Annotated in this window: 26 protein-coding genes and 1 pseudogene; 11 read left to right on the top strand and 16 right to left on the bottom strand. The window is 68.1% G+C overall.

Annotated features, from left to right (window positions below):
* Window positions 1-17: 17 nt before the first annotated feature.
* Window positions 18-590: a hypothetical protein gene (locus C8C99_RS14425; RefSeq protein WP_056644038.1), complete on the bottom strand. Its 573-nt coding sequence runs from the start codon at window positions 588-590 to the stop codon at window positions 18-20.
* Window positions 591-815: 225 nt separating this feature from the next.
* Window positions 816-1,067 carry a hypothetical protein gene (locus C8C99_RS14420; protein WP_108626102.1) on the bottom strand — a complete coding sequence of 84 codons (252 nt, stop codon included), beginning with the start codon at window positions 1,065-1,067 and terminating at the stop codon, window positions 816-818.
* Between the two features lie 199 nt (window positions 1,068-1,266).
* On the opposite strand from C8C99_RS14420, the gene C8C99_RS14415 reads away from it, so the two are divergent.
* The gene (locus C8C99_RS14415; RefSeq protein WP_108626101.1) at window positions 1,267-1,911 is read left to right on the top strand and encodes a DNA-3-methyladenine glycosylase; all 645 of its coding nucleotides are present in this window, start codon (window positions 1,267-1,269) and stop codon (window positions 1,909-1,911) included.
* Window positions 1,912-1,969: 58 nt separating this feature from the next.
* Here C8C99_RS14415 and C8C99_RS14410 read toward each other — a convergent pair whose 3' ends face one another.
* Both C8C99_RS14410 and C8C99_RS14405 read right to left on the bottom strand, forming a co-directional pair.
* Complete coding sequence (locus C8C99_RS14410) at window positions 1,970-2,713, bottom strand: tRNA-uridine aminocarboxypropyltransferase (protein ID WP_108626100.1); 744 nt, start codon at window positions 2,711-2,713, stop codon at window positions 1,970-1,972.
* Complete coding sequence (locus C8C99_RS14405; protein WP_108626099.1) at window positions 2,710-3,318, bottom strand: class I SAM-dependent methyltransferase; 609 nt, start codon at window positions 3,316-3,318, stop codon at window positions 2,710-2,712. The genes C8C99_RS14410 and C8C99_RS14405 overlap by 4 nt, the downstream gene beginning before the upstream one ends.
* Before the next feature lie 111 nt (window positions 3,319-3,429).
* On the opposite strand from C8C99_RS14405, the pseudogene C8C99_RS14400 reads away from it, so the two are divergent.
* The 4 genes and pseudogenes from C8C99_RS14400 to C8C99_RS14385 all read left to right on the top strand — a co-directional run bounded on the left by C8C99_RS14400 (window position 3,430) and on the right by C8C99_RS14385 (window position 6,821).
* Window positions 3,430-4,453: pseudogene (locus tag C8C99_RS14400) on the top strand (helix-turn-helix domain-containing protein).
* Between the two features lie 44 nt (window positions 4,454-4,497).
* Entirely contained in the window at window positions 4,498-5,196 is a 699-nt protein-coding gene (locus C8C99_RS14395; protein ID WP_108626098.1) for a PQQ-binding-like beta-propeller repeat protein, read from the top strand.
* Window positions 5,197-5,371: 175 nt separating this feature from the next.
* On the top strand, window positions 5,372-6,193 hold the full coding sequence (locus C8C99_RS14390) for a DUF899 domain-containing protein (protein WP_108626097.1): 822 nt from the start codon (window positions 5,372-5,374) through the stop codon (window positions 6,191-6,193).
* 25 nt (window positions 6,194-6,218) lie between these two features.
* Window positions 6,219-6,821 (top strand): hypothetical protein, encoded by a 603-nt coding sequence (locus C8C99_RS14385; RefSeq protein ID WP_108626096.1) that lies wholly within the window; start codon window positions 6,219-6,221, stop codon window positions 6,819-6,821.
* Here C8C99_RS14385 and C8C99_RS14380 read toward each other — a convergent pair whose 3' ends face one another.
* Window positions 6,822-7,205, bottom strand: coding sequence for a VOC family protein (locus C8C99_RS14380; RefSeq protein WP_108626095.1), 384 nt, complete (start codon window positions 7,203-7,205; stop codon window positions 6,822-6,824).
* Between the two features lie 321 nt (window positions 7,206-7,526).
* Here C8C99_RS14380 and C8C99_RS14375 point away from each other — a divergent pair, with 321 nt between their 5' ends.
* On the top strand, window positions 7,527-8,123 hold the full coding sequence (locus tag C8C99_RS14375; protein WP_108626094.1) for a flavin reductase family protein: 597 nt from the start codon (window positions 7,527-7,529) through the stop codon (window positions 8,121-8,123).
* Between the two features lie 113 nt (window positions 8,124-8,236).
* Here C8C99_RS14375 and C8C99_RS14370 read toward each other — a convergent pair whose 3' ends face one another.
* Window positions 8,237-9,658, bottom strand: a complete 1,422-nt coding sequence (locus C8C99_RS14370) for a DUF2130 domain-containing protein (RefSeq protein WP_108626093.1) — start codon at window positions 9,656-9,658, stop codon at window positions 8,237-8,239.
* Window positions 9,659-9,867: 209 nt separating this feature from the next.
* Between C8C99_RS14370 and C8C99_RS14365 the strand changes: the two genes are divergently transcribed.
* Window positions 9,868-11,184, top strand: a complete 1,317-nt coding sequence (locus C8C99_RS14365; protein ID WP_108626092.1) for an MFS transporter — start codon at window positions 9,868-9,870, stop codon at window positions 11,182-11,184.
* Window positions 11,185-11,220: 36 nt separating this feature from the next.
* Here the strand turns inward: C8C99_RS14365 and C8C99_RS14360 are convergent, their stop codons facing one another.
* The 5 genes from C8C99_RS14360 to C8C99_RS14340 form a co-directional block, all read right to left on the bottom strand.
* Window positions 11,221-11,973 (bottom strand): tyrosine-protein phosphatase, encoded by a 753-nt coding sequence (locus tag C8C99_RS14360; RefSeq protein WP_108626091.1) that lies wholly within the window; start codon window positions 11,971-11,973, stop codon window positions 11,221-11,223.
* A gap of 129 nt (window positions 11,974-12,102) precedes the next feature.
* A complete protein-coding gene (locus C8C99_RS14355) occupies window positions 12,103-13,086 on the bottom strand; it encodes a glycerophosphodiester phosphodiesterase family protein (RefSeq protein ID WP_108626090.1) in 984 nt (327 codons plus the stop codon).
* Window positions 13,087-13,287: 201 nt separating this feature from the next.
* Window positions 13,288-13,626: a DUF4124 domain-containing protein gene (locus C8C99_RS14350; RefSeq protein ID WP_108626089.1), complete on the bottom strand. Its 339-nt coding sequence runs from the start codon at window positions 13,624-13,626 to the stop codon at window positions 13,288-13,290.
* A 31-nt stretch (window positions 13,627-13,657) separates the two neighbouring features.
* Entirely contained in the window at window positions 13,658-13,888 is a 231-nt protein-coding gene (locus tag C8C99_RS14345) for a hypothetical protein (protein ID WP_233247228.1), read from the bottom strand.
* Window positions 13,885-16,794: a DNA topoisomerase III gene (locus C8C99_RS14340; protein ID WP_108626087.1), complete on the bottom strand. Its 2,910-nt coding sequence runs from the start codon at window positions 16,792-16,794 to the stop codon at window positions 13,885-13,887. Before C8C99_RS14340 ends, C8C99_RS14345 begins: the two co-directional genes overlap by 4 nt.
* Before the next feature lie 119 nt (window positions 16,795-16,913).
* On the opposite strand from C8C99_RS14340, the gene C8C99_RS14335 reads away from it, so the two are divergent.
* The 3 genes from C8C99_RS14335 to C8C99_RS14325 are packed head-to-tail and all read left to right on the top strand — an operon-like array spanning window position 16,914 to window position 19,133.
* Window positions 16,914-17,504: an SET domain-containing protein gene (locus C8C99_RS14335; RefSeq protein WP_056644003.1), complete on the top strand. Its 591-nt coding sequence runs from the start codon at window positions 16,914-16,916 to the stop codon at window positions 17,502-17,504.
* Window positions 17,501-18,361, top strand: a complete 861-nt coding sequence (locus C8C99_RS14330; RefSeq protein ID WP_108626086.1) for a biotin--[acetyl-CoA-carboxylase] ligase — start codon at window positions 17,501-17,503, stop codon at window positions 18,359-18,361. The genes C8C99_RS14335 and C8C99_RS14330 overlap by 4 nt, the downstream gene beginning before the upstream one ends.
* 49 nt (window positions 18,362-18,410) lie before the next feature.
* The gene (locus C8C99_RS14325) at window positions 18,411-19,133 is read left to right on the top strand and encodes an SPOR domain-containing protein (RefSeq protein WP_108626085.1); all 723 of its coding nucleotides are present in this window, start codon (window positions 18,411-18,413) and stop codon (window positions 19,131-19,133) included.
* Window positions 19,134-19,189: 56 nt separating this feature from the next.
* Here the strand turns inward: C8C99_RS14325 and C8C99_RS14320 are convergent, their stop codons facing one another.
* The 4 genes from C8C99_RS14320 to C8C99_RS14305 form a co-directional block, all read right to left on the bottom strand.
* Complete coding sequence (locus tag C8C99_RS14320) at window positions 19,190-20,641, bottom strand: sensor histidine kinase (protein ID WP_056643997.1); 1,452 nt, start codon at window positions 20,639-20,641, stop codon at window positions 19,190-19,192.
* A gap of 80 nt (window positions 20,642-20,721) precedes the next feature.
* Window positions 20,722-21,396 (bottom strand): response regulator transcription factor, encoded by a 675-nt coding sequence (locus tag C8C99_RS14315; protein ID WP_015016303.1) that lies wholly within the window; start codon window positions 21,394-21,396, stop codon window positions 20,722-20,724.
* 127 nt (window positions 21,397-21,523) lie between these two features.
* Window positions 21,524-22,456 carry an N-formylglutamate amidohydrolase gene (locus C8C99_RS14310; RefSeq protein WP_108626084.1) on the bottom strand — a complete coding sequence of 311 codons (933 nt, stop codon included), beginning with the start codon at window positions 22,454-22,456 and terminating at the stop codon, window positions 21,524-21,526.
* A 165-nt stretch (window positions 22,457-22,621) separates the two neighbouring features.
* A complete protein-coding gene (locus C8C99_RS14305; protein ID WP_108627172.1) occupies window positions 22,622-23,587 on the bottom strand; it encodes a tripartite tricarboxylate transporter substrate binding protein BugE in 966 nt (321 codons plus the stop codon).
* A 107-nt stretch (window positions 23,588-23,694) separates the two neighbouring features.
* Here C8C99_RS14305 and C8C99_RS14300 point away from each other — a divergent pair, with 107 nt between their 5' ends.
* The gene (locus tag C8C99_RS14300; protein WP_108626083.1) at window positions 23,695-24,642 is read left to right on the top strand and encodes a LysR substrate-binding domain-containing protein; all 948 of its coding nucleotides are present in this window, start codon (window positions 23,695-23,697) and stop codon (window positions 24,640-24,642) included.
* On the opposite strand, the gene C8C99_RS14295 is transcribed toward C8C99_RS14300, so the two are convergent.
* On the bottom strand, window positions 24,615-25,127 hold the full coding sequence (locus tag C8C99_RS14295; protein ID WP_108626082.1) for a MarR family winged helix-turn-helix transcriptional regulator: 513 nt from the start codon (window positions 25,125-25,127) through the stop codon (window positions 24,615-24,617). The two genes, C8C99_RS14300 and C8C99_RS14295, sit on opposite strands and share 28 nt — an antisense overlap.
* Window positions 25,128-25,243 lie beyond the last annotated feature (116 nt).

Genomic DNA, 25,243 nt, shown 5'->3' with positions numbered 1-25,243 from the left:
GGGCCTAGCGTCTGTACTCAGGGCGCCTTGGTCACAAACGCCACGGTCAGCCCCTTGGCCGTCACGGTGATGGGCCCTGGCTGCAGGCCCAGGCCGTCGAACACCGCCGTGTCTTGCGGGCGCAGCTGGTGCAGCGTGACCTCGCGCAGGGACTGCTCGGCCAGCTGCGGGCCGTAGGCATTGAGCAGCTCGGTCACCGCCGGGCGCAGGCTGGGAAACTCCATGCGACCGAGCTGGATCTGGTGGGCGCGCAGCGTACGGTCGCTGGCCTCGTAGCGCAGCGCAAATTCCACATCCAGACTGCCGGGGTAGCTGCGCCGCAAAGCCGGGCCGGCCACGTCGAGCGCCATGGCCGCGCCGAGGCGGTTCACCTCGGGCAGCAGGCGCAGGTGCGGCGTCTGCACGGTCAGGTTGAACAGGCCTTGCACTGGCACGCTGCGGGGAAATTTGGGGTCCACCATGGCCTGCAGCTGGGCCAGGGGCACGGTGTAGCTGGGCTGGGCCTGTGCGCCCCGCGCCGCCAGCAGCGCCACGCCGCCCAGGGCGAGGCCACGGGTCGTTGCGGTCAGGAATCGTCTGCGATGCAGCATGGGCGCTCTCCGTCAAAACCGGTGTGACACCGGGGGCGCAAAAAGGTGCCCGTGCGCTGGTTATGGCCCTCGCGCAGGTGAATATGCGATCTACAGGGCGGTAGCGCTAGTGCCATATACCTGTGTAGCTATCAAAACAGGTGCATTGGCTGGCAGGGAGATGGCGCGCTGGCAACCAGGTGGTCTGCCCGCGTGGCGGCTTTGGCACCGGGGCATGGGTTGTGCTCAGCGCCCCACCACCGACCAGCCTGCCCGCTGGTTGTTCTTGTCGTTCTCGTACTCCCACGCGGTGCCGCAGCGGTCGCACACGTAGCGGGTGATGGTGACGGTGCCGTCTTCGCGGTCTTCCTTGCGGTTGCCGCGTTGCACCAGTTCGGCGTGGCCAGGGGCCTTGCGCCAGTTGCGCTGGATGCCCTGGCAGGGCTCGCACAGCACCATGGGCTGGAGTTCACGCTGGCGGGCCAAGTCTTTGGTCATGGGAGCTCTTTCGTTTCGGGTGATCAAGGGAATAGCGCGCCTTCAGCCCCAGGGCCTTGGTGCGCGAGGAACGACTGTAGTGCGAACCGGGGCGCCCGGGCGCGCAAGGGGTGGGGGTGGGTCGGCCGGGGCGTGGAACCCAAAGGCGTTGTGCGGGGCGCGATTGTGCCGCATGCCGCGCGTGGACTAGCATCCGGGCATGTCCCCGTTCCATCCCTCGCTGCCCGAGCCGTCGCTCGTGCCGGCGCTCATCGACTTCAGTGCCCCCGCCCCCACGGTGGCGCAGCGCCTGATCGGCGTGACGCTGTGGGTGGACGGCGTGGGCGGCCGCATCGTGGAGACCGAGGCCTACGACCAGGCCGATGCCGCATCGCACACCTACAGCGGCCCCACGGCGCGCAATGCCGCGATGTTCGGCCCGCCCGGCCGGGCATACGTGTACCGCTCGTATGGGCTGCACTGGTGCATCAACACCGTGTGCCGCGAGGCGGGGCACGGCGCGGGCGTGCTGCTGCGGGCCCTGGAACCCACCCACGGGCTGGACGTGATGCGCGCACGGCGTGGTGGCATGCAAGACGCCAGGCTGCTGTGCGCCGGGCCCGGCCGGCTGGCGCAGGCACTGGGCATTGACGCCAGCTTCAACCACCTGCCGCTGAACGCGCCGCCCTTTGCGCTGCTGGAGCCCGCGCCCGAGCACCGCCGCGCGCAGCCGGTGGTGGCTGGGCCCCGCATCGGCATCAGCAAGGCGGTGAACATGCCCTGGCGGTTCGGGTTGCAGGGTTCGCGTTACCTCAGCCGGGGCTTTGCACCGGCGGATGCGGCGCAATCGCAGCGCGGGGGCTGACCGCGGGCGTGGTGAGCAGGCTGGCCCGCACGGGCAACGGCCACCGGTGCGAACCGGCTCAGGGGGGCGTGGCCAGGGCGCGCAGCCGCAGGTGCGTGGCATCGTCCGCAGCCACTGGCAACTGGTGCTTGGCCTGCAGGTAGTGGTGGGTGAACACGTCCAGATATGCCTCCAGCGCCTGCGCGGCTTGCAGCTCGCCCGCCAGTTCCAGGCACAGCGCGCCGACCTCGGAGGTGCAGAAGTGGTCCATGCGCGTGGACCGGCGCAGGTGGTAGCGCGAGATCTGCTCGGGCTGCAGGCTCAGCACGGGGAGGTGGTTGAGGTAGGGGCTCTTGCGGAACATCTTGCGCGCCTCGGGCCAGGTGGCGTCGAGCAGCACGAACAGCGGGCGTTTGCCCTCGGCCGTGGTCACCTGCGTGACCACGCGCTCGGGTGCCACGAACTCGCCGGGGAACACCACATACGGCTGCCACTGCGGGTCGGCCAGCAGCGCCAGCAGCTCGGGGTGCACCTCGGTGCGCGCCCAGCCAAAGGCATAGGTGTCGGCCACCACATCGGCAATCAGCCAGCCGGTGTTGCTGGGCTTGAGGGGCTCGATGTCGGCCATCAGTAGGCACATGCCCGCGCGCGTGGGCAGCGCAGGCCGCAGCGCGCAGATGCAGTGGCTGGGCACCAGGCGGCAGCCCGCGCAGCGCTCACCCTTGGGGCCGCCACGGGCCAAAAAGGGTTTGGCGCTGCGGGCCAGGCGCTCGGCGCGCAGGCGGGCTACCGCATGGGGGGCCGGGGGCGTGGAGTCGTTCACTGGCCGCCCGCCTGCTCCAGCGCAAACAGCGGCACCTCCGCCTTGCGGCTGAGCCACACGCCGCCGCCCAGCTCGATGGCGCCCTCTTGCAGCCCGCGCCGGTAGAGATCGGCACGGTGGCGGAACACGCGGTTGTCGGTGATGTCCTCGTCGATGATGTCGCGCTCGAAATCCTCGCGCGAGACCGCTTCGACATACAGCGCGCCCCGGCTCAGGCGGCCCAGGTTGTGCAGGGCGGCCTTCAGGTCGGGCGGGCTCAGGTAGGGCAACACCCCCTGGCAGATCACAAAGTCGAACGGCTCGCTCGCCGCATAGTCCACCACCGATCCCTGCTGCCAGCCGAAGCGCTCGCACAGGTAGGGGCTGAACTCCACGCCCTGATAAATGGCGGCGGGAAAGTGCTGCGCCATGATGTCCCTCCACAGCCCGATGCCGCAGCCCACGTCGAGCACGCGGCGCACCGGTACACGCAGGTACTTGAGGTAGCTGCACACGAAGGTGCCCAGGCGCTCCAAGTGCTGCGGGTCCACCACGCTGGTTTTCTTGTCGAAATAGAAGCGCTGGTAGTAGGCCTCGTCGAAGGTGGTGGCACTGGCGGATTTCAATGGGCGGTCCTTGTGGCGGTGAAAGCAGCAAAGCGCCAGAGTATCCCGCACCCGGCCGGGTGCCTGGCGTGGGCGTGACGGCGGCTGCGGCGGGCGTGTAGTCTGTGGCCCATGGATTCGCTGATCTCCGCATCTGCCCGCGCACTGGCTGCCGGGGACCCGCTGGGCGCCCTCAAGCGCGTGGCCCTGCGCGACGACCCGCCCGCCCTGGCCTTGCGCGGCATTGCCATGGCGCAGCTGGGCGAGCACCCCCGTGCGCGCGACCTGCTGCGGCAGGCGGCGCGCGCCTTTGGCTCCCACGAAGCCCAGGCGCGTGCCCGCTGCGTGGTGGCCGAGGCCGAGGTGGCGCTGGCCATGCGCGACCTGGGCGGGTCACCCCGCCCGCTGCTCGAGGCCGCCGACACGCTGCAAGCCCATGGCGACACTGCCAACGCCACACAGGCCTGGCTGATTGCGGCGCGGCGGCTGCTGCGCATCGGCCGGCTGGACGAAGCCGCTGCCGCCATGGCCTCCGTGGCTCCCGCCCCCTCAGCGGACGGCCTGCCCCCCGCCCTGCGGGCCATGACCGACCTGACCAGCGCCGAGCTGGCACTGCGCTCGCTGCACATGGCCGCCGCCCGCGCGGCCCTGGACCGCGCGCAGGAGGCCGCCCAGCAAGCCCGCGTACCGGCCCTGCTGGCCGAGGTGGCGCAGGCGCGCGCGCTGCTGGACCAGCCCGCTGCGCGCCGCGTGGGGGCAGGGGTGGACCAGCCGCTGCGCCTGTCAGAGGTGGCCGACCTGCTGGCGTCTGGCGCGCTGGTGGTGGACGCGTGCCGGCGCTGCGTGGGGGTGGGCGTTGACTTGTCCGCCGCAGACGCCACCGCCGTCTGGCAACCACTGGCACGCCGACCCATTCTGTTTGCCCTCGCCCGCGCGCTGGCGCAAGCCTGGCCCGGCGACGCAGACCGCGAGGCGCTGATCGCCGAGGCCTTTCGCACCCGCCACCCTGACGACACCCACCGCGCGCGGCTGCGGGTGGAAGTGGGGCGCCTGCGCGCGCTCCTGCGGCCGCGCGCGTGCGCAGCGCTGGCTGGCGCCGCCGCTGTCCGGATTCACGACGATCTTGTTACTCCCCGCTGCGCTGCCAATTGCATAAAGTGGACGCCAAGCCCCCACCGGGCCACCCTACAGGAGCCAACGATGACCGCATGCACCCACGACGACCCGACACCTGCCGCCACCCGCCACCAGCCCTCACAGCCTGCCGAGATCGTGCGCGAATACGGCCCCTTTGCGGGCGCGGACAGCGTGAGCGGCGTGACCCACGACGGCCAGCATGTCTGGGCCGCCACGGGGGCGCACCTGGTGGCCTTTGATGCCGCCACCGGAGAAACCCGGCGCACGCTGGCCGTGGCCAGCGATGCAGGCACCGCGTTTGACGGCAGGCACCTGTACCAGATCACCGAGGCGCGCATCGACAAGATCGACCCCGCTACCGGCGAGGTGGTGGCCTCCATTCCCGCGCCCGGCAAAGGCAACGACTCGGGCCTCACCTGGGCCGAGGGCAGCCTGTGGGTGGGCCAGTACCGCGACCGCAAGATCCACCAGATCGACCCGGCCACCGGCGCCATCCGGCGCACCATCGAAACCGACCGCTTCGTGACCGGCGTGACCTGGGCGGACGGCGAGCTGTGGCATGGCACCTGGGAGGGCGACGAAAGCACGCTGCGCCACATCGACCCCGCCACCGGCGCCGTGCTGCAGCAGCTCGATATGCCGCAGGGCATGGGCATGGGCGTGAGCGGCCTCGAATCCGACGGCGCCGACCTCTTCTACTGCGGGGGCGGCGGCAGCGGCAAGGTCCGCGCCGTGCGCCGGCCCAAGGCGGCCCGGCTCTGACCCCCTGAGTGACGCGGCGCCCCGCCGCACCCACCACCACCTTTGCCACCACAGGCCCTGCGCGCATCAGGCGATGCCGCAGGCCGGGGAGCGGTGCGCCTGTCGGCGCCGCCCTCCCCGTGCACTCCTCCATCCCATCCCGCAACGTCATCCACTACCTACCAGGAGCACCCCGATGAACGCACCCACCCCCCACCCCGTGGTTTCTGCCGACCAATGGCTGGCCCAGCGCCACGCGCTGCTGGACCGCGAGAAGGCGCTGACCCGTCTGCATGACGAGGTCGCCGCGCAGCGCCGCGCACTGCCCTGGACCCGCGTGGACAAGCGCTACACGCTGGACACGCTGCAGGGCCCGCGCGCCTTGGCCGACCTGTTCGACGGCCGTAGCCAGTTGCTGGTGCAGCACTTCATGTTTGGCCCGGGGTGGGAGCAGGGCTGCCCCAGCTGCTCGTTCATGGCCGACCACATGGGCGGCATGGAGCTGCACCTGCAACACCGTGACGTATCGGTGCTCGCCGTGTCGCGCGCGCCGCTGGCCGAGATCGAGCGCTTTCGCCAGCGCATGGGCTGGCAGTTCCGCTGGGCGTCGTCGCACGGCAGCGACTTCAACCACGACTTTGCCGTGAGCTTCACGCCCGAGCAGCGCGCACACGGCAATGGCGAGGTGCTCTACAACTACGGCATGCGGCCGTTCCCCGCCGACGAGGCCCCGGGCCTCAGCGTGTTTGTGCGCAGCGATGCGGGCGAGGTGTTCCACGCCTACTCCACCTTCGGGCGCGGCGTGGAGGCCATGATGGGTACCTACCAGTTGCTGGACCTCACGCCCCAAGGCCGCCACGAGACCAACCCGGCCTACCCCATGGACTGGGTGCGCCACCACGACCGGTACGCGCCCGCCCAGGCACCGGCTGGCTCCGCGGCTTCGTCCACTGCGCAGGCACCTCAGGCCGCCCCGTCCCACCCCGCGCCGGGTGGGTGCTGTTCCGCACGGGGCTGAGCAACACACGACCAAGACCACGATCATGGACACCACCCTCTGGCCCTGGCTCGCCATCGCCGCCATGGGCGCACTGCATGGGCTCAACCCCCTCACGGGCTGGGGGCTGGCCACTGCCTGGAGCCTGCACGCCAACGACCGCAGCGTGCCGCTGCGCGCGCTGCTGCCCATGGCCGCCGGGCACCTGGCATCGGTGGCACTGACGGCTGCTGCGGTGGTGGGGGGCCTGTCGCTGTCCCGGCCTGTGCTGTGGGCCGTGGCGGGCGGGTTGTGTGGAAGGGTGGCGCTGGCGCTGGCTGTCGCGCATCGGCCGGGTCGCACTCTGCATCGCCCGCGCAAGCCCGCCGGGCCGGTGGGCATGGCCCTGTGGTCGCTGGGGGCCGCCACCGCGCACGGCGCGGGGCTGGCGCTGGTGCCCGCGCTGGCACCGCTGTGCCTGGGCAATGGCGCGGCAGGTGCAGGTGCATCCTCCACCCCCTTGCTGCTGGCGCTGGCCGCGCTGGGCGTGCACACCGTGGCCATGCTGGCGGCCACTGCCGTCACGGCCAGCGCAGCGTGCCACGGCGCACGGGGCGCCACACGCTGGCTGCAGCGCCACAGGGGCAGCACGGGCTACCCCGCCCGTTGACTACGCCTGGGGTGGGCGGTGCAGTGCACAGATCTTGTTGCCGTCCGGGTCGCGCAGATACGCCAGGTACAGCTTGCCGCCGGGGCCTTCGCGCCAGCCCGGTGGGTCTTCGCAGGTGGTGCCGCCGTGGGCCACGCCGGCTGCATGAAAGGCATCGGCTTGCTCGGGCGACTGCATCACAAACCCGATCGTGCCGCCATTGGCAAAGGTGGCGGCCTCGCCGTTGATGGGCGTGGTGATGCCAAAGGTACCGGTGGGGCCGCGATAGAAATAGCGGTTCTTGTTGGCCAGGCCGGGCGGCACGCCCAGCGTGCCCAGCAGCGCGTCATAAAACGTCTTGGACCGCTCCAGGTCGTTCACACCGACCATCACATGACTGAACATTCATCGTCTCCTGTAGGCCCCTTGGGGGCGGGTTGTAGCCAACGGACTGGCCGGGCGATGTTAGGGCAACGCGGAACCAGTCCGTCATGCACGCCGGGCGCCAAAGGGCCCTGCACGGCCGCCACGGCTGCGCGCGCCGCCCTGGCTCCACAGCAGCCCCATAGCCGGTACGGAGGCCGGTTTGCGGTCAAAATGCGCTGTAGTGCTAGTGCAATATGTCTGAGTAGCTATGTAATTTGTAGCGAACGTCGTCAACACCCACTGGCTCTGCGCCCCGCCCCCACCGCTTGGTATCGCCCTCTGAACAGGCCTTGACACCCCATGCTGCCCACTGCCTCCCACCCCCACGTCACCCCCGTGCCTCTCGACAAGGCCTACCGCCTGCTCAACCACGGCCCCACCGTGCTGGTGTCGACCGCGCACGCGGGCCAGCACAACGTGATGGCCGCCGCCTGGGCCTGCGCGCTGGACTTTGCGCCGCCCAAGGTCACGGTGGTGCTCGACAAGGCCACCCGCACGCGCGAGCTGGTGGAGGCCAGCGGGTTGTTTGCGCTGCAGCTGCCCACCGTGCCCCTGGCGGCGCTCACCGTCGCGCTGGGCACCGACAGCGCCAAGACCATGCCCGACAAGCTGCAGCGCCATGGCGTGGAGTTGTTTGAAGCACCGGGCCAGCCCGTGCAGACCACGCCCCCACTGGTGCAAGGCTGCGCCGCCTGGCTGCTGTGCCGCGTGGTCCCCGAGCCGCACAACCAGCAGGCCTACGACCTCTTCATTGGCGAAGTGGTGGCCGCCTGGGCCGACGACCGCGTGTTCCGCAACGGGCACTGGGAGTTCGACACCGGGCCTGAAGACCTGCGCACGCTGCACTACGTGGCGGGCGGGCAGTTTTATGCGACGGGGACTTCCATCAAGGTGTGAGCCCGGGCGCATGTGCGCACCGTGGCTGCGTCAGGCCGAGCGGGGCCCTGGTCACCGCTTGCGGTGACAGTTTGCAATGCACAGCCGCACGCCGTTCACCGTGCCGCCCTGTCTCACTCCCCGTCCAACATCCCCACCTGCTTCAGCTCCGCAAATTTGGCCGCCATCGTCGGGTTGCCGCGGGTCAGCTTCTTGATCGTCAGGTCTTCAGCCTTGTCGTTGGCCAGGCGCAGGTTGTTGGCCGACTTGTGCAGCGCTTCCTTGGTCTTCTCCAGGTCCTTGATGGCTTCGTCAATGCGCTTGACGGCCTCCTCGAACCCATCCGACGCCAGCCGCCAGTTGCGCCCAAACGCGCCCTTGAACTCCTCCAGCTGCGATTCGAACTTGGTGATGTCCAGGTTCTGTGCCTTCACCAGCGCCAGCTCTGATTTGTATTGCAGCGACTTCATCGCCGCATTGCGCAGCAGCGTGATGATGGGGATGAAGAACTGCGGCCGCACCACGTACATCTTGGGGTAGCGGTAGAACATGTCCACGATGCCGGTGTTGTACAGCTCGCTCTCGGGCTCCAGCAGTGACACCAGCACCGCGTACTCGCAGCCCTTTTCGCTGCGGTCCTTGTCCAGCTCTTTCAAGAAGTCTTCGTTGCGCTTCTTGGTGGCCGTCTCGTCGCTCTCGTTCTTCATCTCGAACATGATCGAGACGATCTCATTGCCCGCCTCGTCCACATCGCGAAAGATGTAGTCGCCCTTGCTGCCGCTGCGCGCGTCGTTGTCCTTCTCAAAGTACGCACGCGGAAACGCCGTGGCGCGGATGCGGTTGAACTCCGTCTCGCAGTGCTGCTCCAGCGTCTCGCCCACCATCTTGGTCGACAGGCGCGCCTTCATGTCCCGCAACCGCGCAATCTCGCCGTCGCGGTCGCGCAGCTGCAAGGCGTACTGCTCCTTGATGGCGGTCTCTTCGAGCTGCTTTTTCACCACCACCAGGTTCAGGTTGTTTTGGAGTTCATCACGCTCCCGGGCCACCACCGTCACTGCCTCGGTCACCGCCAGCCTGCGCGCCACCTCGGCAGCCTCCAGCTGCGATCTGAGTTGCTGGATTTCGGTGTCCTTTCTGGCCGCCACGCCCTGCAGCTCCTGCGCCAGCCGCGCTTGTGCCAACTGGTCCGCCGCCTGCTGCGCCTGCCGCGCACGCTCCAGCTCACTCACCAGCTTGTTTTCCAGCGCATCGCGCTGCTTCTCCACCGCGCTCAGGGCCTGCGCCACGGCCAGGTCACGCTCCACCGCGCCTGCATCCAGCTGCGCCTTCAGCGCTTGGATCTCGGCGTCTCTGGCCGCTGCCGCCTTCTGCAGCTCATTGGCCACCTGGGCCTGCGCCAGTGCGACGGCATTGCGCTTGTCCTGCTCGGCCAACTCCAGCCGCTCGTGCAACTGCGCGCTGAAATCCGCGTCACGCACCTGTTTGAGGATGTCGGCATACCCGGTTTCGTCCACCTTGAACGCCTTGTTGCAGTGGGGGCAGATGATTTCGTGCATGGCGGCTACCGTGGGTCTTGTTGGGTTGGATGGGGAGCATAGCGGGTGGGGAAGGCGCTTTGGGGTGCAAACGAGCGGCATGCGTCCTTTGCACGCGTCGTGCGGCAAGTGTGTGCCGCAGACGGCACGAGTCTGCAGATGCACACGGCGCGATGGTGGTGGGCTGCACCCCGTGCAGCACTTCCGCTGCTTCAGTTAAATTGCCCCGCATGCCCAACATCCCCGCCTCCCCCTCTGCCGCCGCCCCGGCATCCCTCATCGACTCCCGCCAAGCCGCCTGGCGCCTGCTGACCACGCTGGGCCTGGTGGTGTTGGGCAACAGCAGCATGTATGTGGTGTCGGTGGTGCTGCCCGCCGTGCAAGCCGAGTTTGGCGTGGGCCGTGCGGATGCGTCGCTGCCCTACACGCTGATGATGGTGTGCCTGGGGCTGGGCGGGATCTGGACGGGGCGCATGGCCGACCGGCATGGGCTGATGCCGGTGCTGTGCGTGGGCGCGGTGGCCGTGTGTGGCGGGTTTGTGTGGGCGGGGCTGTCGGGCAGCATCTGGGGGTTTGGGCTGGCCCATGGGTTGATGGGGCTGATTGGTGCGTCGGCCACGTTTGCGCCGCTGATGGCCGACACCGCGCTGTGGTGGAACAAGCGGCGCGGCATTGCGGTGGCGATCTGCGCCAGCGGCAACTACATTGCGGGCGCGCTGTGGCCGCCCATCGTGCAGCACGGCATCGAGCTGATCGGCTGGCGCCACACCTATGTGCTGCTGGGTCTGGTGTGTGGCGTGGGCATGCTGCTGCTGGCACTGCGCATGCGCCAGCGCGCACCCATGGTGCAGATGGACGCAGCCTCTGCGCCGGCCGCAGCGGTGCAGGGTGCGGCAGCCGGTGTGGTGCCTGCAGCGCTGTCGCTCGACCGCAGCCGCCCGTTTGGCCTGCGCCCGCTGCATGCGCAGCTGTTGCTGTGTGTGGCGGGCGTGGCCTGCTGTGTGGCCATGGCGATGCCGCAGGTGCACATCGTGGCCTATTGCACCGACCTGGGTTTTGGCGCGGCGCGCGGGGCCGAGATGCTGTCGCTGATGCTGGCGTGTGGCATCGTCAGCCGCCTGGTGTCGGGCGTGATCTGCGACCGCATTGGCGGCGTGCGCACGCTGCTGCTGGGCTCGGCGTTGCAGGGCGTGGGGCTGGCGCTGTTTCTGCCGTTTGACGGGCTGGTGCCGCTGTACGTCATCTCGGCGATGTTCGGGCTGTTTCAGGGCGGCATCGTGCCCGCCTACGCCATCATCATCCGCGAGTATTTTGCCCTGCAGGAGGCCGGTGCCCGCGTGGGCGCAGTGATCATGGCCACGTTGATCGGCATGGCGCTGGGGGGATGGATGTCGGGCTGGATCTTCGACCTGACGGGCAGCTACCGTGCGGCGTTCTTGAACGGCATGGGATGGAACCTGCTGAACCTGTCCATCGTGGGCTGGCTGTTCTGGCGGGTGCGCCAACAGCGCGCTGTGACAATACGGCCGCAGCACAGCCCGGGGTAAGCCGGGCAGGCGCCGCCAGCGGGCACCATCGGCGGCTCAGGCCGCCTGCAGGTACCGGCCCGCCAATTCTTTCTGCGCGGCAGCGTCAACACCCAGCACGTCCACCAGATACGCCTGCAGCCCGCCAAAGTCGTTGTCCACCATGTGCAGGGCGGCCTCCAGAAACTCCTCTTGCACGCGCCACAGCACGCGCAGCACTTCCTCTGGTGCGTGGCTGCCCATGCCGGGTGGGCGCTGATACAGCGCGTTGGTGAGCAGGTAGTCGTGCATGACCACATCGCGCGGCACGCCCAGCGTCAGCAGGATGAGGGCGGCGGCGAAGCCGGTGCGGTCCTTGCCTGCGGTGCAGTGAAACACCGTGGGCGTATCGCTGGCCAGCAGCAGGCGGAACAGTTCGGCAAAACGCGGGGCGTTGTCGTGCACAAAGCCCCGGTAGGTGTCCTGCATGAGGCCCACGGCATCTTGGGCGGTGAGCTGGCGGCCGGTGCGTTGCAGCTCCAGCGCGCGCTGTACCACCGTAGGTTCGATGTGCAGCGGGTGGTAGGCCACGCCGGGCAGCGCGTAGGCATACGCGGCGCTTTCGGCCTGGCCCCGAAAGTCCACTGCGCGGGCCACACCCAAGTCGGCGAGCAGGGCCTGGTCTTCGGGCGTCAGGCCTGCCAGGTGGTCGGAGCGGAAGATGCGGCGCCACTTCACGGGGCGGCCGCCGTGGCCGGTGTAGCCGCCCAGGTCGCGAAAGTTGGTGGCGCCGCGTAGGGGCAGGGATCGAGAAGGGGCAGAAGAGGACATGGTCGAAAGGCTCAAGCACAGGGCGTTGCCGCAAGACTAGCCCAGATGCGTCCGCCCGGTTGTCGCATGGGGGCTATCCAGCGCACTGGCCCGCTGTGTGCGGGGACCGCCCCCTTCGGTGCGCTGTGGTTACTTGCCCTGCACGTAGGCGTTGCGGGCGGTCACCGCCAGGTCGGGGTAGTTGGCAAACATGCCGTCCATGCCCATGTCCAGGTACTTGCGGAACTCTGCGGCTGCAGGAGCGGCATCGGCCTGTGCAAAGGTCCAGCCGTGCACCTTCAGGCCTGCGGCATGGGCCTGGTCGATGAAGGACTTCGTGACCGGGTAGGTGGTGTTGTTGATGAGCACGCCCACCCCCTCGGTGAAGGCAGCCACATCCTTGAGCGCGAGCGCCTGCACGCCGGTGGCGCCCGTGACCCCCATGCGCGCGGTGCCGTCCGCCGCAGTGGTGGCCACCCCCAGCAGGATCAGCGGCATCTTGCTGTTCTGCGCGACTTGCTTGGTGCGCAGGCTGCGCAGCGTGGCATCGCTGAACGACTGGATGAAGACCTTGCTCGTGGCGTTGTAGCCGTTGGCGGCCAAGGTCTTGAGGATGCCGTCTTCCATCACCGGGTCGGCCTGCTTGGCCTCGGGGTAGATGCCCACTTCGCGGCCTGCGGTGCTGCTTTGTTTTTTGGCCAGGTCCACCACTTCCTGGAAGGTGGGCACGGCGAACGCGTTGGCCGAGCTGGGCGTGAAGCCCGGATAGCTTGCCTTGCCGGTGCCAGTGGGCACCACGGTCAGCGTCTTGATTTCGCCGAGGGTGAAGTCCGACACCTTGTAGCCGCCGTTGCGCTGCGCGAACAGCGTGGCCACGTTGGTGGTGCGGGTCAGGGTGTCGTCGTGGATGGCGACCAGCGCGCCGTCCTTGGTGATCTGCAGGTCGGGCTCGATGAAGTCCGCCCCCATGCGGATGGCCAGCTCGTAGCCGCCCAGGGTGTGTTCGGGCAGATAGCCGCTGGCGCCACGGTGCGCGATGACCTGGGGTTGTGCAGGTGCATTGTCACTACCGCCACACCCGGCAAGCACCAGGGCAGACAAGCAGACGGCGGCGAAGGAGGACAAGGCTTTCATGGCAGCGGTTCCGTTTCTGAAAAGAGGCCGACTCTAGGGCGGCGCCATTGCAGCGGCGTGACATGGTGGCGCGGATGTCCGCAGGGCAGAAACGCAGGAGACACCGGGGCGACAGTGAATGCTGCGATGCAAGAACCCATGCCGCACGCGAGCGCGGGCTCAGGCGCCTGGGCACGTCTTTGTCCGATGGGCAGCGAACCGTCAGGGCGGGAGCGAAGTCACCGCGCCATCCACCGGCAGCTCTTGCGTGCCCTTGGGACAGGGCTGGTCGGTGTAGGTAGTGCGGCCGTCTTTCACACACTTGCGCGGTTGCGGTGCAGCGGGGGTTGAGGCTCCGTTGCGCGCGGGCTGCGCCTGGGCGGGCCGCTTGTCAGGCGGCAGGGTGTCGGGGCCCGGGCGGGTGATCTTTTTCCACATCTGTTCGGACCACGGCCCTGCGTGCGGCAGCCAGGCATCGCGCGTCCACCACGCAGCGGCGGCCGCCGCCACCAGCACCACCGCGATGGCGGTGAGGACGGTGCGTTCAGTGCGGCTGCGCATGCGGATGCGGTGAGAGTGCCTGCTAAGTCCGTCAGCGTGTGCGCTCGCGCGTCACGTTCACGTCGATGTCGCCAAACACGGTCACGCCGCTCGCACCCTGGGGCTGCTGCTGGCTGGCCGGGTCACTAGAGCGCGCGGAGCCTGTGGTGGTGCACCCACCCAGCGCAGCAGCCACCATCAGGGCCACCAGCGCGGTGCGCCAGAAGCCCTGCGCGACCGCTGCGGACGACGGGGTGGATGCCGTGCCGGGCGTTTGCATCATTCGCCGCCCAGGTGGTTGCCCAGAATGCCCGCCAGCTCGAACATGCCCGCGCTGTCCTTGCCGAACACGGCGCGCAGCTTGTCGTCGGCGACGATGGTGCGCTTGTCCTTGGGGTCTTGCAGGTTGTGGGCCTTGATGTATTCCCACATTTTCTTCACGGCCTCGGGGCGGGCCACCGGCTCGGCGCCGATCACGGCGGCCAGGGCGGCGCTGGGCGCCTTGCCTGCGGCGGCCTTGCGCGGCGCTTTGGCGGCCGTGGTTTTGGTTGCGGCCTTCTTTGTCGGGGCTTTTTTGGCAGTAGCGCTAGTGGCTTTTGCCTTGGTTGCTATTGTTTTTGCAGCGGCCCCTGGGCGTGGCGGGAACTTGGATGGCGCAAATTCAAAGTTGACCTTGCCCGCCTCCTTGTCCCACGCCAGGTGGGCCTTGAAGTTGCGGCGCGTGCGCATGCTCACAAACTTGTCGAGCAGGTCGGTCTTGCCGGTCTCCAGCAACTTGGTCATCTGCTCGCGCTCCACCGGCTGCTGCAGGATGATCTTGCCGCTCTTGAAGGTGCAGCTGGGCGTGGGCTGCGCGGCAGTGGGCACGGCCTTGCTGCACACGTAGTTGCTGCCGTGCTCATGCACTTCCGATCCGCAGATCGGGCAGGCGCCCAGCGCGGCGTCTTCAAACTCCACGATCTCGCCGGACTCTTCGCCCTTCTTGTCGTCGCCGAAGTCGAATTCGAGCTTGTAGTTATGCGCCTCGTCGTCGTACTTGATGACGATCTCGGACGTGAAGGGCCAGCCTGCCTTGGAGCGGAAGCCTTCCAGCGGGCCGATCTTCTTGTCGCGCAGCAGGGCGTTGGCCTCGGCGGTTTCAAAGGTGCGGCCTGCGGGCGATTTGCCAAAGCTGAAGCCGCACGGTTCTGCGCCCGGCTTGCCCACGCAGGCAAAGCGGCGGTAGTTCTCTTTGACCACGCCGCCGCAGTTGGGGCAGGGCGATTCGAGCGTGGCGTAGTCACCCGGAATGGTGTCGCGGTCGTATTCCTTGGCCTTCTTGACCATGCGCTCGGTCATGGCAGCGATCTCGGCCATGAAGGCTTCGCGGCTGAGCTGGCCTTTTTCCATCTGCGAGAGCTTGTACTCCCACTCGCCGGTCAGGTCGGCGCGGCAGAGCTCTTCCACCTCCAGCCCGCGCAGCAGCGTCATGAGCTGGAAGGCCTTGGCGGTGGGGATGATTTCGCGGCCTTCGCGCAGCATGTACTTTTCGGTCAGCAAACCTTCGATGATGGCCGCGCGCGTGGCTGGGGTGCCCAGACCTTTTTCCTGCATGGCCTCGCGCAGCTCGTCGTCGTCGATCTGCTTGCCCGCGCTTTCCATGGCGCCGAGCAGCGTGGCTTCGGAGTAGCGAGCGGGCGGCTTGGTCTTGAGGCCCTTGGGGTCTACCTGCAGGGTGTTGACCATTTCGCCGGGTTGGACCGGCACCAGGTTCTGGCCCTTGTCGCCGTCCTTGCCGCCTTCCACTTCGTCGGCCGCTTCCTTGCCGTAGATGGCCAGCCAGCCCGGCTTGACCAGCACCTTGCCTTCGGTCTTGAAGCTGTGGGGTGCCACGGTGCTGATGCGGGTGGTCACGGTGTATTCAGCGCTGGGGAAGAACACGGCCATGAAGCGGCGCACTACCAGGTCGTACAGCTTCTGTTCGGCTTCAGACAGGCCGCTCGGCGCCTGCAGCGTGGGGATGATGGCAAAGTGATCACTCACCTTGCTGTTATCGAAGATGCGCTTGGACGGGCGCACGTAGTTGTTGTTCAGCGCGGTGAGCGCGTGGGGCGCCAGGTGGCGCATGCCGCTGTCGGCCAGCATTTCAAACGTTTGCTTGGCCACGGGCAAATAGTCTTCGGGCAGCGCGCGCGAGTCGGTACGCGGGTAGGTCAGGGCCTTGTGGCGTTCGTACAGGCTTTGCGCCAGGGCCAGCGTGGTCTTGGCGCTGAACCCGAACTTGCCGTTGGCCTCGCGCTGCAGGCTGGTCAGGTCGAACAGCAGGGGAGATGCCTGGGTGGTGGGCTTGCTCTCTTCGGTGACCGTGGCCTGCTTGCCGCGCACGGCGTTGGCGATCGCCTGGGCTTCGGCAGCGGACCACACGCGGTCGGCGCGGGCTTCCACGTCCTCGCCTTTTTTCCACTTGGGGTCGAACCACTTGGCGGGGTATTCACCGGCCTGGGCGCCAAAGGTGGCGTGGATTTCCCAGTAGTCGCGGCTGATGAACTTGCGGATCTTTTCTTCGCGCTCCACCACCAGCGACAGCGTGGGGGTCTGCACCCGGCCCACGGTGGTCAAGAAGAAGCCTCCATCGCGCGAGTTGAACGCCGTCATGGCGCGGGTGCCGTTGATGCCCACCAGCCAGTCGGCTTCAGAACGGCTGCGGGCCGCACTGGCCAGGCCCGCCATCTGCTGCTCGCTGCGCAGCGCGTCAAAGCCATCGCGGATGGCCTGGGGTGTCATGGACTGCAGCCACAGGCGCTTGACGGGTTTTCCCAGCGGTTTGCTGCCACCGGCGTACTGCTCGATGAGGCGGAAGATCAGCTCACCCTCGCGGCCCGCGTCACAGGCGTTGATGAGGTCGGTCACGTCCTTGCGCTTGGCCTGCTTGACCACCGCATTCAGGCGGCTCTTGGTCTTGTCCACGGGCTTGAGGTCAAAAAACGGCGGGATCACGGGCAGGTGCGCAAAGCTCCACTTGCCGCGTTTCACGTCGAACTGCTCGGGCGCCTGGATCTCCACCAGGTGGCCCACGGCGCTGGTGACTACATAGCGGTCGTTCTCGAAGTGGTCTTCGTGCTTCTCGAACTTGCCCGCTACGGGCGTCAGTGCGCGCACGATGTCTTGCGCCACCGAGGGTTTTTCTGCAATTACCAGGGTCTTGGTCATTTTTTGGTTTCTCGCCAATCTGGCTGTCCGGCATCCGGCCGGTCGCTTCTACAATCCGTTGCCTCACGCGTACACGCGCACGCGCATGTGTGCATATTCAAGTTAACAGAGTTTTTGCCATGCCCCGCACAGCACCGCCTGCAACCCCGACCGCCGCCCAGGGCCGCCGCATCCAGACCCGGCGCTCGGGTGTGCACGGCAAGGGCGTTTTTGCCGTGCAGGATATTGCAGAGGGCGAAGTCCTTGTCGAATACACGGGCGAAGTGATCGGCTGGCAGGAGGCGCAGGACCGGCACCCGCACGACCCCCTGCAGCCCAACCACACGTTCTACTTCCATGTGGATGAAGACCACGTGATCGACGCAAAGTTCGGCGGCAACTCCTCGCGCTGGATCAACCACAGTTGCAACCCCAACTGCTACGCCGACGAGCAAGGCAAGCGCATCTTCATCACGGCGCTGCGCAACATCAAGGCCGGCGAAGAGCTGAACTACGACTACGGCCTGATCATCGAAGAGCGCTACACCCCGAAGCTCAAGGCCGAATACCCCTGCTGGTGCGGCAGCCCCAACTGCCGGGGCACGCTGCTGGCGCCCAAGCGTGGCTGGGCACCGCCGGTGCCGCTGCCCCCGTCCAAGCCGTCTTCCACCAAGGCCAAGAAGGCCGCCAAGGCTCCCCAGAAGGCCAAGCCGCGAGGCCGCAGCCAGTGAGCGCCACATCCCCGATCCGCTGGCCCGCCGAGGCCATCTGGGAGGCGGTGTCACCGCTGCTGCCGGGCTTCACCGTCGAGGTGCTGCCCACCATCGACTCCACCAATACCGAGCTGATGCGCCGTGCGCGCAACGGGCAGTGCGAGCCCACCCTGCTGGTGGCCGAGCAGCAGACCGCCGGACGCGGGCGGCTGGGGCGGGTATGGCAAAGCGATGTGGGGTCTTCTCTGATGATGTCGCTGGGTCTGCCGCTGGCGCCCCAGGATTGGTCCGGCCTGTCGCTGGCGGTGGGGGTGAGCGTGGCCGAAAGCCTGCAGCCCACGCTGCCGCCGCTGGGTGCCAACCAGCCTGCGCGTGTGGGGCTCAAGTGGCCCAATGACCTCTGGCTGGGCGGCGCTGCGGGCGACCGCAAGTTGGGCGGCATCCTGGTGGAGACCGCCAGTTTTGTCGCGCCCCAGGCGGCAACTGCACACGCCCAGGCCAGCACTGCGCGCTATGTGGTGGTGGGCATCGGTATCAACGTGCTGCCCCGCAGCCCCGAGGGCATGAGCATGCCGCCCGGCAGCCTGCAGGATGTGGAGCCGGGCCTGGACGCGCCCACCGCGCTGCTGCGCATCGTGCCGCCGCTGGTGGCCATGCTGCAGTCGTTTGCGGGCTATGGGTTTGCGCCCATGCAGCCCCGCTTTGCAGCCCGCGACGTACTGCAGGGCCGCGCCGTGACGCTGAGCGACGGCCACACGGGCACCGCGCATGGCGTGGGCGACGATGGGGCGCTGCTGGTGCACACGGCGGGCGGTATGCAGGCCATCACCAGTTCCGAGATCAGCGTCCGGCCGGCGGCAGTGCCACCGGTGTGAGACAGCTTCCCTTCCCGATGCGACAAGTGTCCTTGAAAGGCTGCACCCCATGCTCCGTCTTGCCGTGATCGCGCTGCTGCTGGCCAACGCGGGGTACTACGCGTGGTCGCAAGGGCTGCTGAGGCCGTTGGGCTACGCGCCGCAAGAGCAGTCCGAGCCCCAGCGCATGAACCAGCAGATCAAGCCCGAGACGCTGCAGATCCTGAAGGTCAACCCCAGCAAGACCTCCTCCGCGGGGCCCTCCACGACCCCCACCCCCCCATCCCTGGCCACCGCCGCCAACGACTCCCCCCCCTCTTCTCCCTCCCCCTCTGCCCCGGCAGACGCTGCCGAGTGTCTGCAGGCCGGGGTGTTTGACGACCGCCAGGCCGAGGCGCTGCGTACGGCCGCCGCCGGCTTGCCCCAGGGCAGCTGGGTGCTGGAGCCCACGCCCGTGCCGGGCCGCTGGATGGTCTACATGGGGCGGTTTGACGATGCCGAAACGCTGGACCGCAAGCGCGCCGAGCTGCGCGCCCGCAAGGTGGACCACGACCGTGCCGGCGGCACGCTGGAGCTGGGCCTGTCGCTCGGCCGCTTTGCCTCGAAGGAGGCGGCCGAGCGCGAGCTGACCAACCTGGGCAACAAGGGCGTGCGCACGGCCCGCGTGATCCAGGAGCGCGCCGAATCCTCCGGCTTTACGCTGCGCCTGCCCGCCGTGAACGACGCGCTGCGCGCGCAACTGGATGTGCTGCGCACGGCCATGGCGGGCAAGACGCTGCGTACCTGCGCCTGAAGCGCCTGGCTGTGGGTATGCAGGTCTGTGGTGCGCCGGCCTTGCGGTCTGCCCTGTCAGCTGCCAGCCACCACGTCCCGCGCTGCAAAACGCACGCTGAAGCGCGCGCCCGGCGGGTTCTGGCCGGGGCGCGCGTCCTCGAGCATGACTTCGGCATCGTGCTTGCTGGCAATCTCCAGCACGATGGGCAGGCCCAGGCCGGAGCCATCGGCCTCGCTGCCCAGGGCGCGGTAGAACGGCTGGAACACCAGCTCGCGCTCGGCCTCGGGCACGCCGGGGCCGGAGTCTTCGACCTGCAGCAGCAGCACATGGCCGAAGGTGTCGGCCAGCACGCGGGCGGTGACCACGCCGGGCTTGTCGGGCGTGGAGGGGGTGTAGTTGATGGCGTTGTCCACCAGGTTGCGCACCAGCTCCTTGAGCAGCGTGGGGTTGCCGTCGATCAGCACGCCCGGAGATCCCGGCTCGGCGCCGTCGTAGCCCAGGTCGATGTGCTTGTCGAGCGCGCGGGGCACCGAGTCGCGCACCACCTCGATCACCAGGCGTGCCAGGTCGCAGGGCTGGCGGGCAATGCCCACGCCGCTGCCCTCTGCCCGGGCCAGCGCCAGCAGCTGGTTGACGGTGTGCGTGGCGCGGATGCTGGAGCGGCCGATCTGCTGCAGCGAGCGCTTGAGCTCTTCGGTGCTGGTGCCTTCGCGCTGGGCCAGGTCGGCCTGCATGCGCAGGCCCGCCAGCGGGGTCTTGAGCTGGTGGGCGGCATCGGCCAGAAAGCGCTTTTGGGTGGCCAGTGAATCGTTCAGGCGCGTGAGCAAGTCGTTCACGGACGACACCAGCGGCGCGACTTCGAGTGGCACGGTGCGGTCGTCCAGGGGCGAGAGGTCGTCGGGGTTGCGCGCGCGGATGCGCTGCTCCAGCTGGTTGAGCGGCTGGATGCCCCGCGCGAGCGCCAGCCAGACCAGCAGCACCGCCAGCGGCAGGATGACGAACTGCGGCAGCATCACGCCCTTGATGATTTCGGTCGCCAGCACGCTGCGCTTTTCGCGCGTTTCGGCCACCTGGACCAGCGCCACCGGCGTGTCTTTCAGCGGCAGGCGCACCCAGATGTAGGCCACACGGATGTCAATGCCGCGCATCTCCGCATCGCGCAGCCGCACCTCGCCGGACATGGGCACCTCGTCGCTGGGGGGCTCGGGCAGTTCGCGCTCGCCCGAGAGGAACTCGCCGCCCGGGCCGATGACCTGGTAGTACACGATGTCGGAGTCGTCGGCGCGCAGGATCTCGCTGGCGGGCTGGGGCAGGTTGAACTGGGCCTTGTCGCCCACCACGCTCACGAGCTGGGCGAGGGCGTGGGCGTTGTATTCCAGCGCGCGGTCAAACGGCTTGTTGGCCAGGCCCTGCGCCACCAGCCAGGTCAGTGCCAGGCTCACCGGCCACAGCAGCAGCAGCGGCGTGAGCATCCAGTCGAGGATTTCGCCGAACAGGGAGCGCTGCTCGCGCTGGAAGATCTTCACAGCACCCGCCGTGGCAGTTTAGAAGCCAAAACACCCGATAGCGCTGGATTCATATACACGAGCAGCTATCGTTTTGATAGTTAACTGGGGATCTTCTCAAGGCAGTAGCCCAGGCCGCGCACGGTGGCGATGCGGATGGGCCCGCCCTCGATTTTTTTGCGCAGGCGGTGGATGTAGACCTCGATGGCGTTGTTGCTCACCTCTTCGCCCCATTCGCACAGGCGCTCCACCAGCTGCTCCTTGCTCACCAGGCGGCCGGCGCGTTGCAGCAGCACCTCCAGCAGGCCCAGCTCGCGGGCCGACAGCTCGATCATCTTGCCGTCGATGGTGGCCACGCGGCCGGCCTGGTCGTACACCAGCGGGCCGTGCTTGATGGCGCTGCTGGTGCCGCCCATGCCCCGGCGCGTGAGGGCGCGCACGCGGGCTTCCAGCTCCTGCAGGCTGAAGGGCTTGGCCATGTAGTCGTCGGCGCCAAAGTCCAGGCCCTTCACGCGCTCTTCCACGCTGTCGGCGGCGGTGAGGATGAGCACTGGCAGGGCGGAGCCCCGGCCGCGCAGTTTTTTGAGCACTTCCAGCCCATGCATCTTGGGCAGGCCCAGGTCCAGGATGAGCAGATCGAACTCGTTGTTGGTCATCAGCGCCGCGTCGGCCTCGCTGCCGCTGGCGACATGGTCCACCACGGCGCCCGAGGCCCGCAGCGTGCGCAGCAGGCCATCGGCCAGCACCTGGTCGTCTTCGGCAATGAGGATGCGCATGCGGGTGTCTCCTGGTGGGTGGCAGCGGTCTGGCGCCGCGCCTGTGCGCCGATTTTAGGCGGCGCCGCGCGTCGCTGCGCCGAGAAAACGGCGCCCGTTGCGCGCGCAGCGCCCAGGTCCGGGGCTGTCAGCGCGGGTCGTGCGCCAGCAGCTTGTGCACCAGGGCTTGCAGGTCGGCCTGTAGGCGGGCCATGCCCTCGGGGTGCTGGGCGAGTGTGGTCTCGTCCATGTAGAGCTTGCGGTTGATCTCGACCTGGATGCTGTGGCGGTGCTGCGCGGGGTTGCCGTACCGGCGCACCAGCTCCACGCCCTTGTAGGGGTGGTTGTATTCGACGCTGTAGCCGCACGCGCGCAGGTGCTCGCAGATCAACGCCGACAGCGCCGGGCTGGCCGTGGTGCCGTCGCGGTCGCCGATCACAAAGTCGGCATGCTCCAGCCCCGGAAACTCGGTGGCAAAGCGCCCGGCCACGGCGGGCATGGAGTGGCAGTTGAGGTGGATGCTGTAGCCATGGCGCGCATGGGCGGCGTCAATGGCCTGGGCCACGGCGGCGTGGTAGGGGCGCCAGCAGCGGTCGATGCGCGCGCGCACCTCGGCCACCGTGAGCGGGCGCTGGTAGATGGGCTCGCCCTGGTCGGTGAACTTCCAGATCAGCCCCTTGCCCAGGCGCACCTTGCTGAGCACCTTGGAGTCAGTGGAGATGGGATCGGGCCAGTCCCCGTTGAGCAAGCTGGTGTCCAGCTCGGTGGTATCGCGGTTGGCGTCCAGGTAGATGCGGGGGAAGTGGGCCTCGACCCAGGCCACGCCGAGCGCGGGGGCAAAGGCGTAGATCTTCTCGACGTGCGTGTCTTCGGCCCGGCGCAGCGTAGCCAGGTCGAGGGCGGAGCCAAAGTCGTCGGGGTACCGGGTGCCGCTGTGGGGAGAGTCGAGCACCAGCGGGGTGCTGCCGGGCACCGCAGTGACAGTGGCGGTGGAGGGTTGAGTGGCAAGCCCCGGGGAGCCGGTGACGCCGGGCTGGGCTTGCTGGAAGCGGTGGTGGATCAGTTTCAAGGCTGCATGCATAGGCAGAGTGTGCGCAAAGGAGGGCGGCTGGCCTAGCCGCCCAGACCGGGATGTGACTATGGTTATCCCTGAGACCTTGAGCAGGCCCGGGAAGCAGGCTGGCCTGCGTCGTCTCACCATCCCAGCTGTGGCCGTCCCCGGGCCCAGGGCCCGGGGGGAATCAGGTCAGTCGAGCACCACCTTGGCGTAGGCCGCCACGCGCTTCATCTTGTCGATCTCGCTGGCGATCTGGGCCGTGAAATCCTTGGGTGTGGTGCCCGAGGGGTAGAGGCCCTGGCCTGCCAGTCGCTCGCGCACAGCGGGCTCCTTCAGGGCCTGGGCGACGGCCTGCTGGATGCGGTCTGCGGCCGCAGCAGGCGTGCCCGCCGGGGCCACCAGGCCAAACCATGAAGGCTCGTTGGCTTGCTTGTAGCCCAGCTCTGCGTAGGTGGGCACATCGGGCAGCACGTCCAGGCGTTCGGGCCACGACACCGCCAGCGCCTTGAGCTTGCCCGATTTGACGTGCGGGAGCGACGAAGCCACCTGGTCGAAGTACACCGCCACCTGGCCCGCGAGCACGTCGTTGATGGCCGGGCCTGCACCACGGTAGGGGATGTGCACCATGGAGGTGCCCGTGCTGCTCTTGAACAACTCGCCCCACATGTGGCCGATGGTGCCGTTGCCGGGGGTGGCGTAGGACACCTTGCCGGGGTTGGCCTTGAGGTATTTCACCAGCTCCGCAAAGTCCTTGACGGGCACCACGGCCGGGTTGATCACGATGACGCCCGGGGCCTTGACGATCTCGGTCACGCCAATGAAGTCCTTGGTCGGGTGGTAGGGCAGCTTGGTGTACACGGCGGGGTTCACGCCATGGGTGGACAGCGTGGCCACGCCCAGGGTGAGGCCGTCTGCCGGCGCGCGGGCGACTTCGGCCATGCCGATGGAGCCGCCTGCGCCGCCCCGGTTTTCCAGCACCACGGGCTGCTTGAGGATGCGCGCCAGCGACTCTTGCAGGCTGCGGGCCGTGATGTCCGTGGCGCCCCCGGGTGGGAACGGAACGATGATGCGCAGGGGCTTGCCCTCTTGCGCCAAAGACATTCCGGGAGCGAAAGATACGGCGGCCAGCGCTGAGAGCAGATGACGGCGTTGCATGGGCATTTCTCCTGTGAGTTGCATTGAGATTAAAGGATTCAATGCGCTCTACCAAGCAATGGATATGCCTGATAACATTCCTATTTGGAATGATTTGATTACTTACTATGTCATCCCTTCGCCGCCTTTCTCCACCCCTTCACCTGCTGCGGGCGTTTTCCACGGTGACGCGGTTCGGCGGGGTGTCCCGCGCGGCAGAGGCCTTGCACCTCACCCAAAGTGCGGTCAGCAAGCAGATCAAGGAGCTGGAGACCTGGGTGGGCGTGCCGCTGTTCGAGCGCAGCCGCAAGCGCCTGGCGCTGACCCCGGCCGGCGAGCGCTACGAAAAGGCGGTGCGTGGCGTGCTGGCGCAGCTGGAGGCGGCCACGCTGGAGCTGATCACCAGCGATGACGGCGGCGGTGCGCTGCACCTGTCCAGCCTGCCCACGTTTGCGGCCAAGTGGCTCATCCCGCGCCTGCCCCAGTTCCAGCAGCAGCACCCGCAAATCACGCTGCACTTTGTGCCCTATGTGCACAGCTATGACTTCACCCGGCCCGAGCTGGACTGCGCCATCCTGTTCGGCGACGGCCACTGGCCCGGCGCGCACGCCCACCACATCACGGGCAACGAGGTGGCGCTGATCGCCCCCCGCACCAAGGTGGCCGACTGGCCCATCCACACCCCACGCGATGTGGCCCGCTACATCCTGCTGCGCCATGTGACCGTGCCGGAAGGCTGGCTGCGCTGGAGTGAGACGCACGGGGTGGAAGGGCTCATCGATCCGCTGGCAGGACCGCAGTTCGACCAGTTCCAGACCATGATCCGCGCCGTGATGGCGGGCATGGGCCTGGCGCTGGTGCCGCGCTGCTTGGTGCAGGACGAAATCACGGCGGGTCTGGTGCGCGAGCCCCTGCCCGATGCCGACCTGCGCGGCGGCTACCGGAGCGATGTGGGCTACTGGTTCTGTTACCCCGAAGGCCGCACGCAGCTGCACGCGCTGCAGTGCTTCAAGGAATGGTTGCTGGCGTGCGCCGAGCCGATGGGGGCTCAGACACCCGTATCTCCGCCCGCATAGGCTTCCAGCCCGATCGCCACCACGGTGGCCACGTCATGGCCCACCTCGGCGCGGAACTCCGCCTCGGCCTGCGCCACTGCATCCTGGAACGCTTGCAGCCACGCCAGGCCAGTGGGCGTGAAGCACACGCGCCGCGCCCGCGCATCCAGCGGGTCTGGCTGACGTGTGACCAGGCCCCAGGCCTCGCACTGGTCCACCAGGTTGGCCATGGCCTGCTTGGTCATGCCCGCGCGCTGGGCCAGGTCGGTCAGCCGGTCGCCCTGCAAGGCCAGGTGCCGCGTGATGTGCACATGGGCGGCCGTCACCTGGTCGCGCGCTGCCAAGTTGGACAGCGCCAGCGGCACCTCCACATTGCGCGCCATGAGCTGCAGCACCCGCGCGTCGAAGCGGCGCAGGGCGCTGCCCATCAGGCGGCCCAGGTGGGTTTGGCGCCAGCGGTCATCCGCTCCCGGGACGGATGTGGCGGCAGGAGAAAAATCGGCCATGCGATATTGTCAGACAAACTGACTAAAAATCGCTTTATTTGGATTTCATTGCTCGCATAAACTACTGTTCAAGCATCCAGCCTGTGATTAACCGCAGAGCGATGCAAGCATCCAAC

It is taken from the genome of Acidovorax sp. 107 (assembly GCF_003058055.1).
In the GTDB taxonomy this organism is placed as follows: Bacteria; Pseudomonadota; Gammaproteobacteria; order Burkholderiales; family Burkholderiaceae_C; genus Acidovorax.
Note: the sequence above shows the minus strand (reverse complement) of the source record. Positions and strands in the feature narration are given on the sequence as shown.

What these genes read in the sequence shown, in the direction of transcription:
- C8C99_RS14425 (WP_056644038.1), bottom strand. Translation starts at nt 590, where the DNA reads ATGCTGCATCGCAGACGATTCCTGACCGCAACGACCCGTGGCCTCGCC.
- C8C99_RS14420 (WP_108626102.1), bottom strand. Translation starts at nt 1,067, where the DNA reads ATGACCAAAGACTTGGCCCGCCAGCGTGAACTCCAGCCCATGGTGCTG.
- C8C99_RS14415 (WP_108626101.1), top strand. Translation starts at nt 1,267, where the DNA reads ATGTCCCCGTTCCATCCCTCGCTGCCCGAGCCGTCGCTCGTGCCGGCG.
- C8C99_RS14395 (WP_108626098.1), top strand. Translation starts at nt 4,498, where the DNA reads ATGACCGCATGCACCCACGACGACCCGACACCTGCCGCCACCCGCCAC.
- C8C99_RS14390 (WP_108626097.1), top strand. Translation starts at nt 5,372, where the DNA reads ATGAACGCACCCACCCCCCACCCCGTGGTTTCTGCCGACCAATGGCTG.
- C8C99_RS14385 (WP_108626096.1), top strand. Translation starts at nt 6,219, where the DNA reads ATGGACACCACCCTCTGGCCCTGGCTCGCCATCGCCGCCATGGGCGCA.
- C8C99_RS14380 (WP_108626095.1), bottom strand. Translation starts at nt 7,205, where the DNA reads ATGTTCAGTCATGTGATGGTCGGTGTGAACGACCTGGAGCGGTCCAAG.
- C8C99_RS14375 (WP_108626094.1), top strand. Translation starts at nt 7,527, where the DNA reads ATGCTGCCCACTGCCTCCCACCCCCACGTCACCCCCGTGCCTCTCGAC.
- C8C99_RS14370 (WP_108626093.1), bottom strand. Translation starts at nt 9,658, where the DNA reads ATGCACGAAATCATCTGCCCCCACTGCAACAAGGCGTTCAAGGTGGAC.
- C8C99_RS14365 (WP_108626092.1), top strand. Translation starts at nt 9,868, where the DNA reads ATGCCCAACATCCCCGCCTCCCCCTCTGCCGCCGCCCCGGCATCCCTC.
- C8C99_RS14360 (WP_108626091.1), bottom strand. Translation starts at nt 11,973, where the DNA reads ATGTCCTCTTCTGCCCCTTCTCGATCCCTGCCCCTACGCGGCGCCACC.
- C8C99_RS14355 (WP_108626090.1), bottom strand. Translation starts at nt 13,086, where the DNA reads ATGAAAGCCTTGTCCTCCTTCGCCGCCGTCTGCTTGTCTGCCCTGGTG.
- C8C99_RS14350 (WP_108626089.1), bottom strand. Translation starts at nt 13,626, where the DNA reads ATGCGCAGCCGCACTGAACGCACCGTCCTCACCGCCATCGCGGTGGTG.
- C8C99_RS14345 (WP_233247228.1), bottom strand. Translation starts at nt 13,888, where the DNA reads ATGATGCAAACGCCCGGCACGGCATCCACCCCGTCGTCCGCAGCGGTC.
- C8C99_RS14340 (WP_108626087.1), bottom strand. Translation starts at nt 16,794, where the DNA reads ATGACCAAGACCCTGGTAATTGCAGAAAAACCCTCGGTGGCGCAAGAC.
- C8C99_RS14335 (WP_056644003.1), top strand. Translation starts at nt 16,914, where the DNA reads ATGCCCCGCACAGCACCGCCTGCAACCCCGACCGCCGCCCAGGGCCGC.
- C8C99_RS14325 (WP_108626085.1), top strand. Translation starts at nt 18,411, where the DNA reads ATGCTCCGTCTTGCCGTGATCGCGCTGCTGCTGGCCAACGCGGGGTAC.
- C8C99_RS14315 (WP_015016303.1), bottom strand. Translation starts at nt 21,396, where the DNA reads ATGCGCATCCTCATTGCCGAAGACGACCAGGTGCTGGCCGATGGCCTG.
- C8C99_RS14310 (WP_108626084.1), bottom strand. Translation starts at nt 22,456, where the DNA reads ATGCATGCAGCCTTGAAACTGATCCACCACCGCTTCCAGCAAGCCCAG.
- C8C99_RS14305 (WP_108627172.1), bottom strand. Translation starts at nt 23,587, where the DNA reads ATGCAACGCCGTCATCTGCTCTCAGCGCTGGCCGCCGTATCTTTCGCT.
- C8C99_RS14300 (WP_108626083.1), top strand. Translation starts at nt 23,695, where the DNA reads ATGTCATCCCTTCGCCGCCTTTCTCCACCCCTTCACCTGCTGCGGGCG.
- C8C99_RS14295 (WP_108626082.1), bottom strand. Translation starts at nt 25,127, where the DNA reads ATGGCCGATTTTTCTCCTGCCGCCACATCCGTCCCGGGAGCGGATGAC.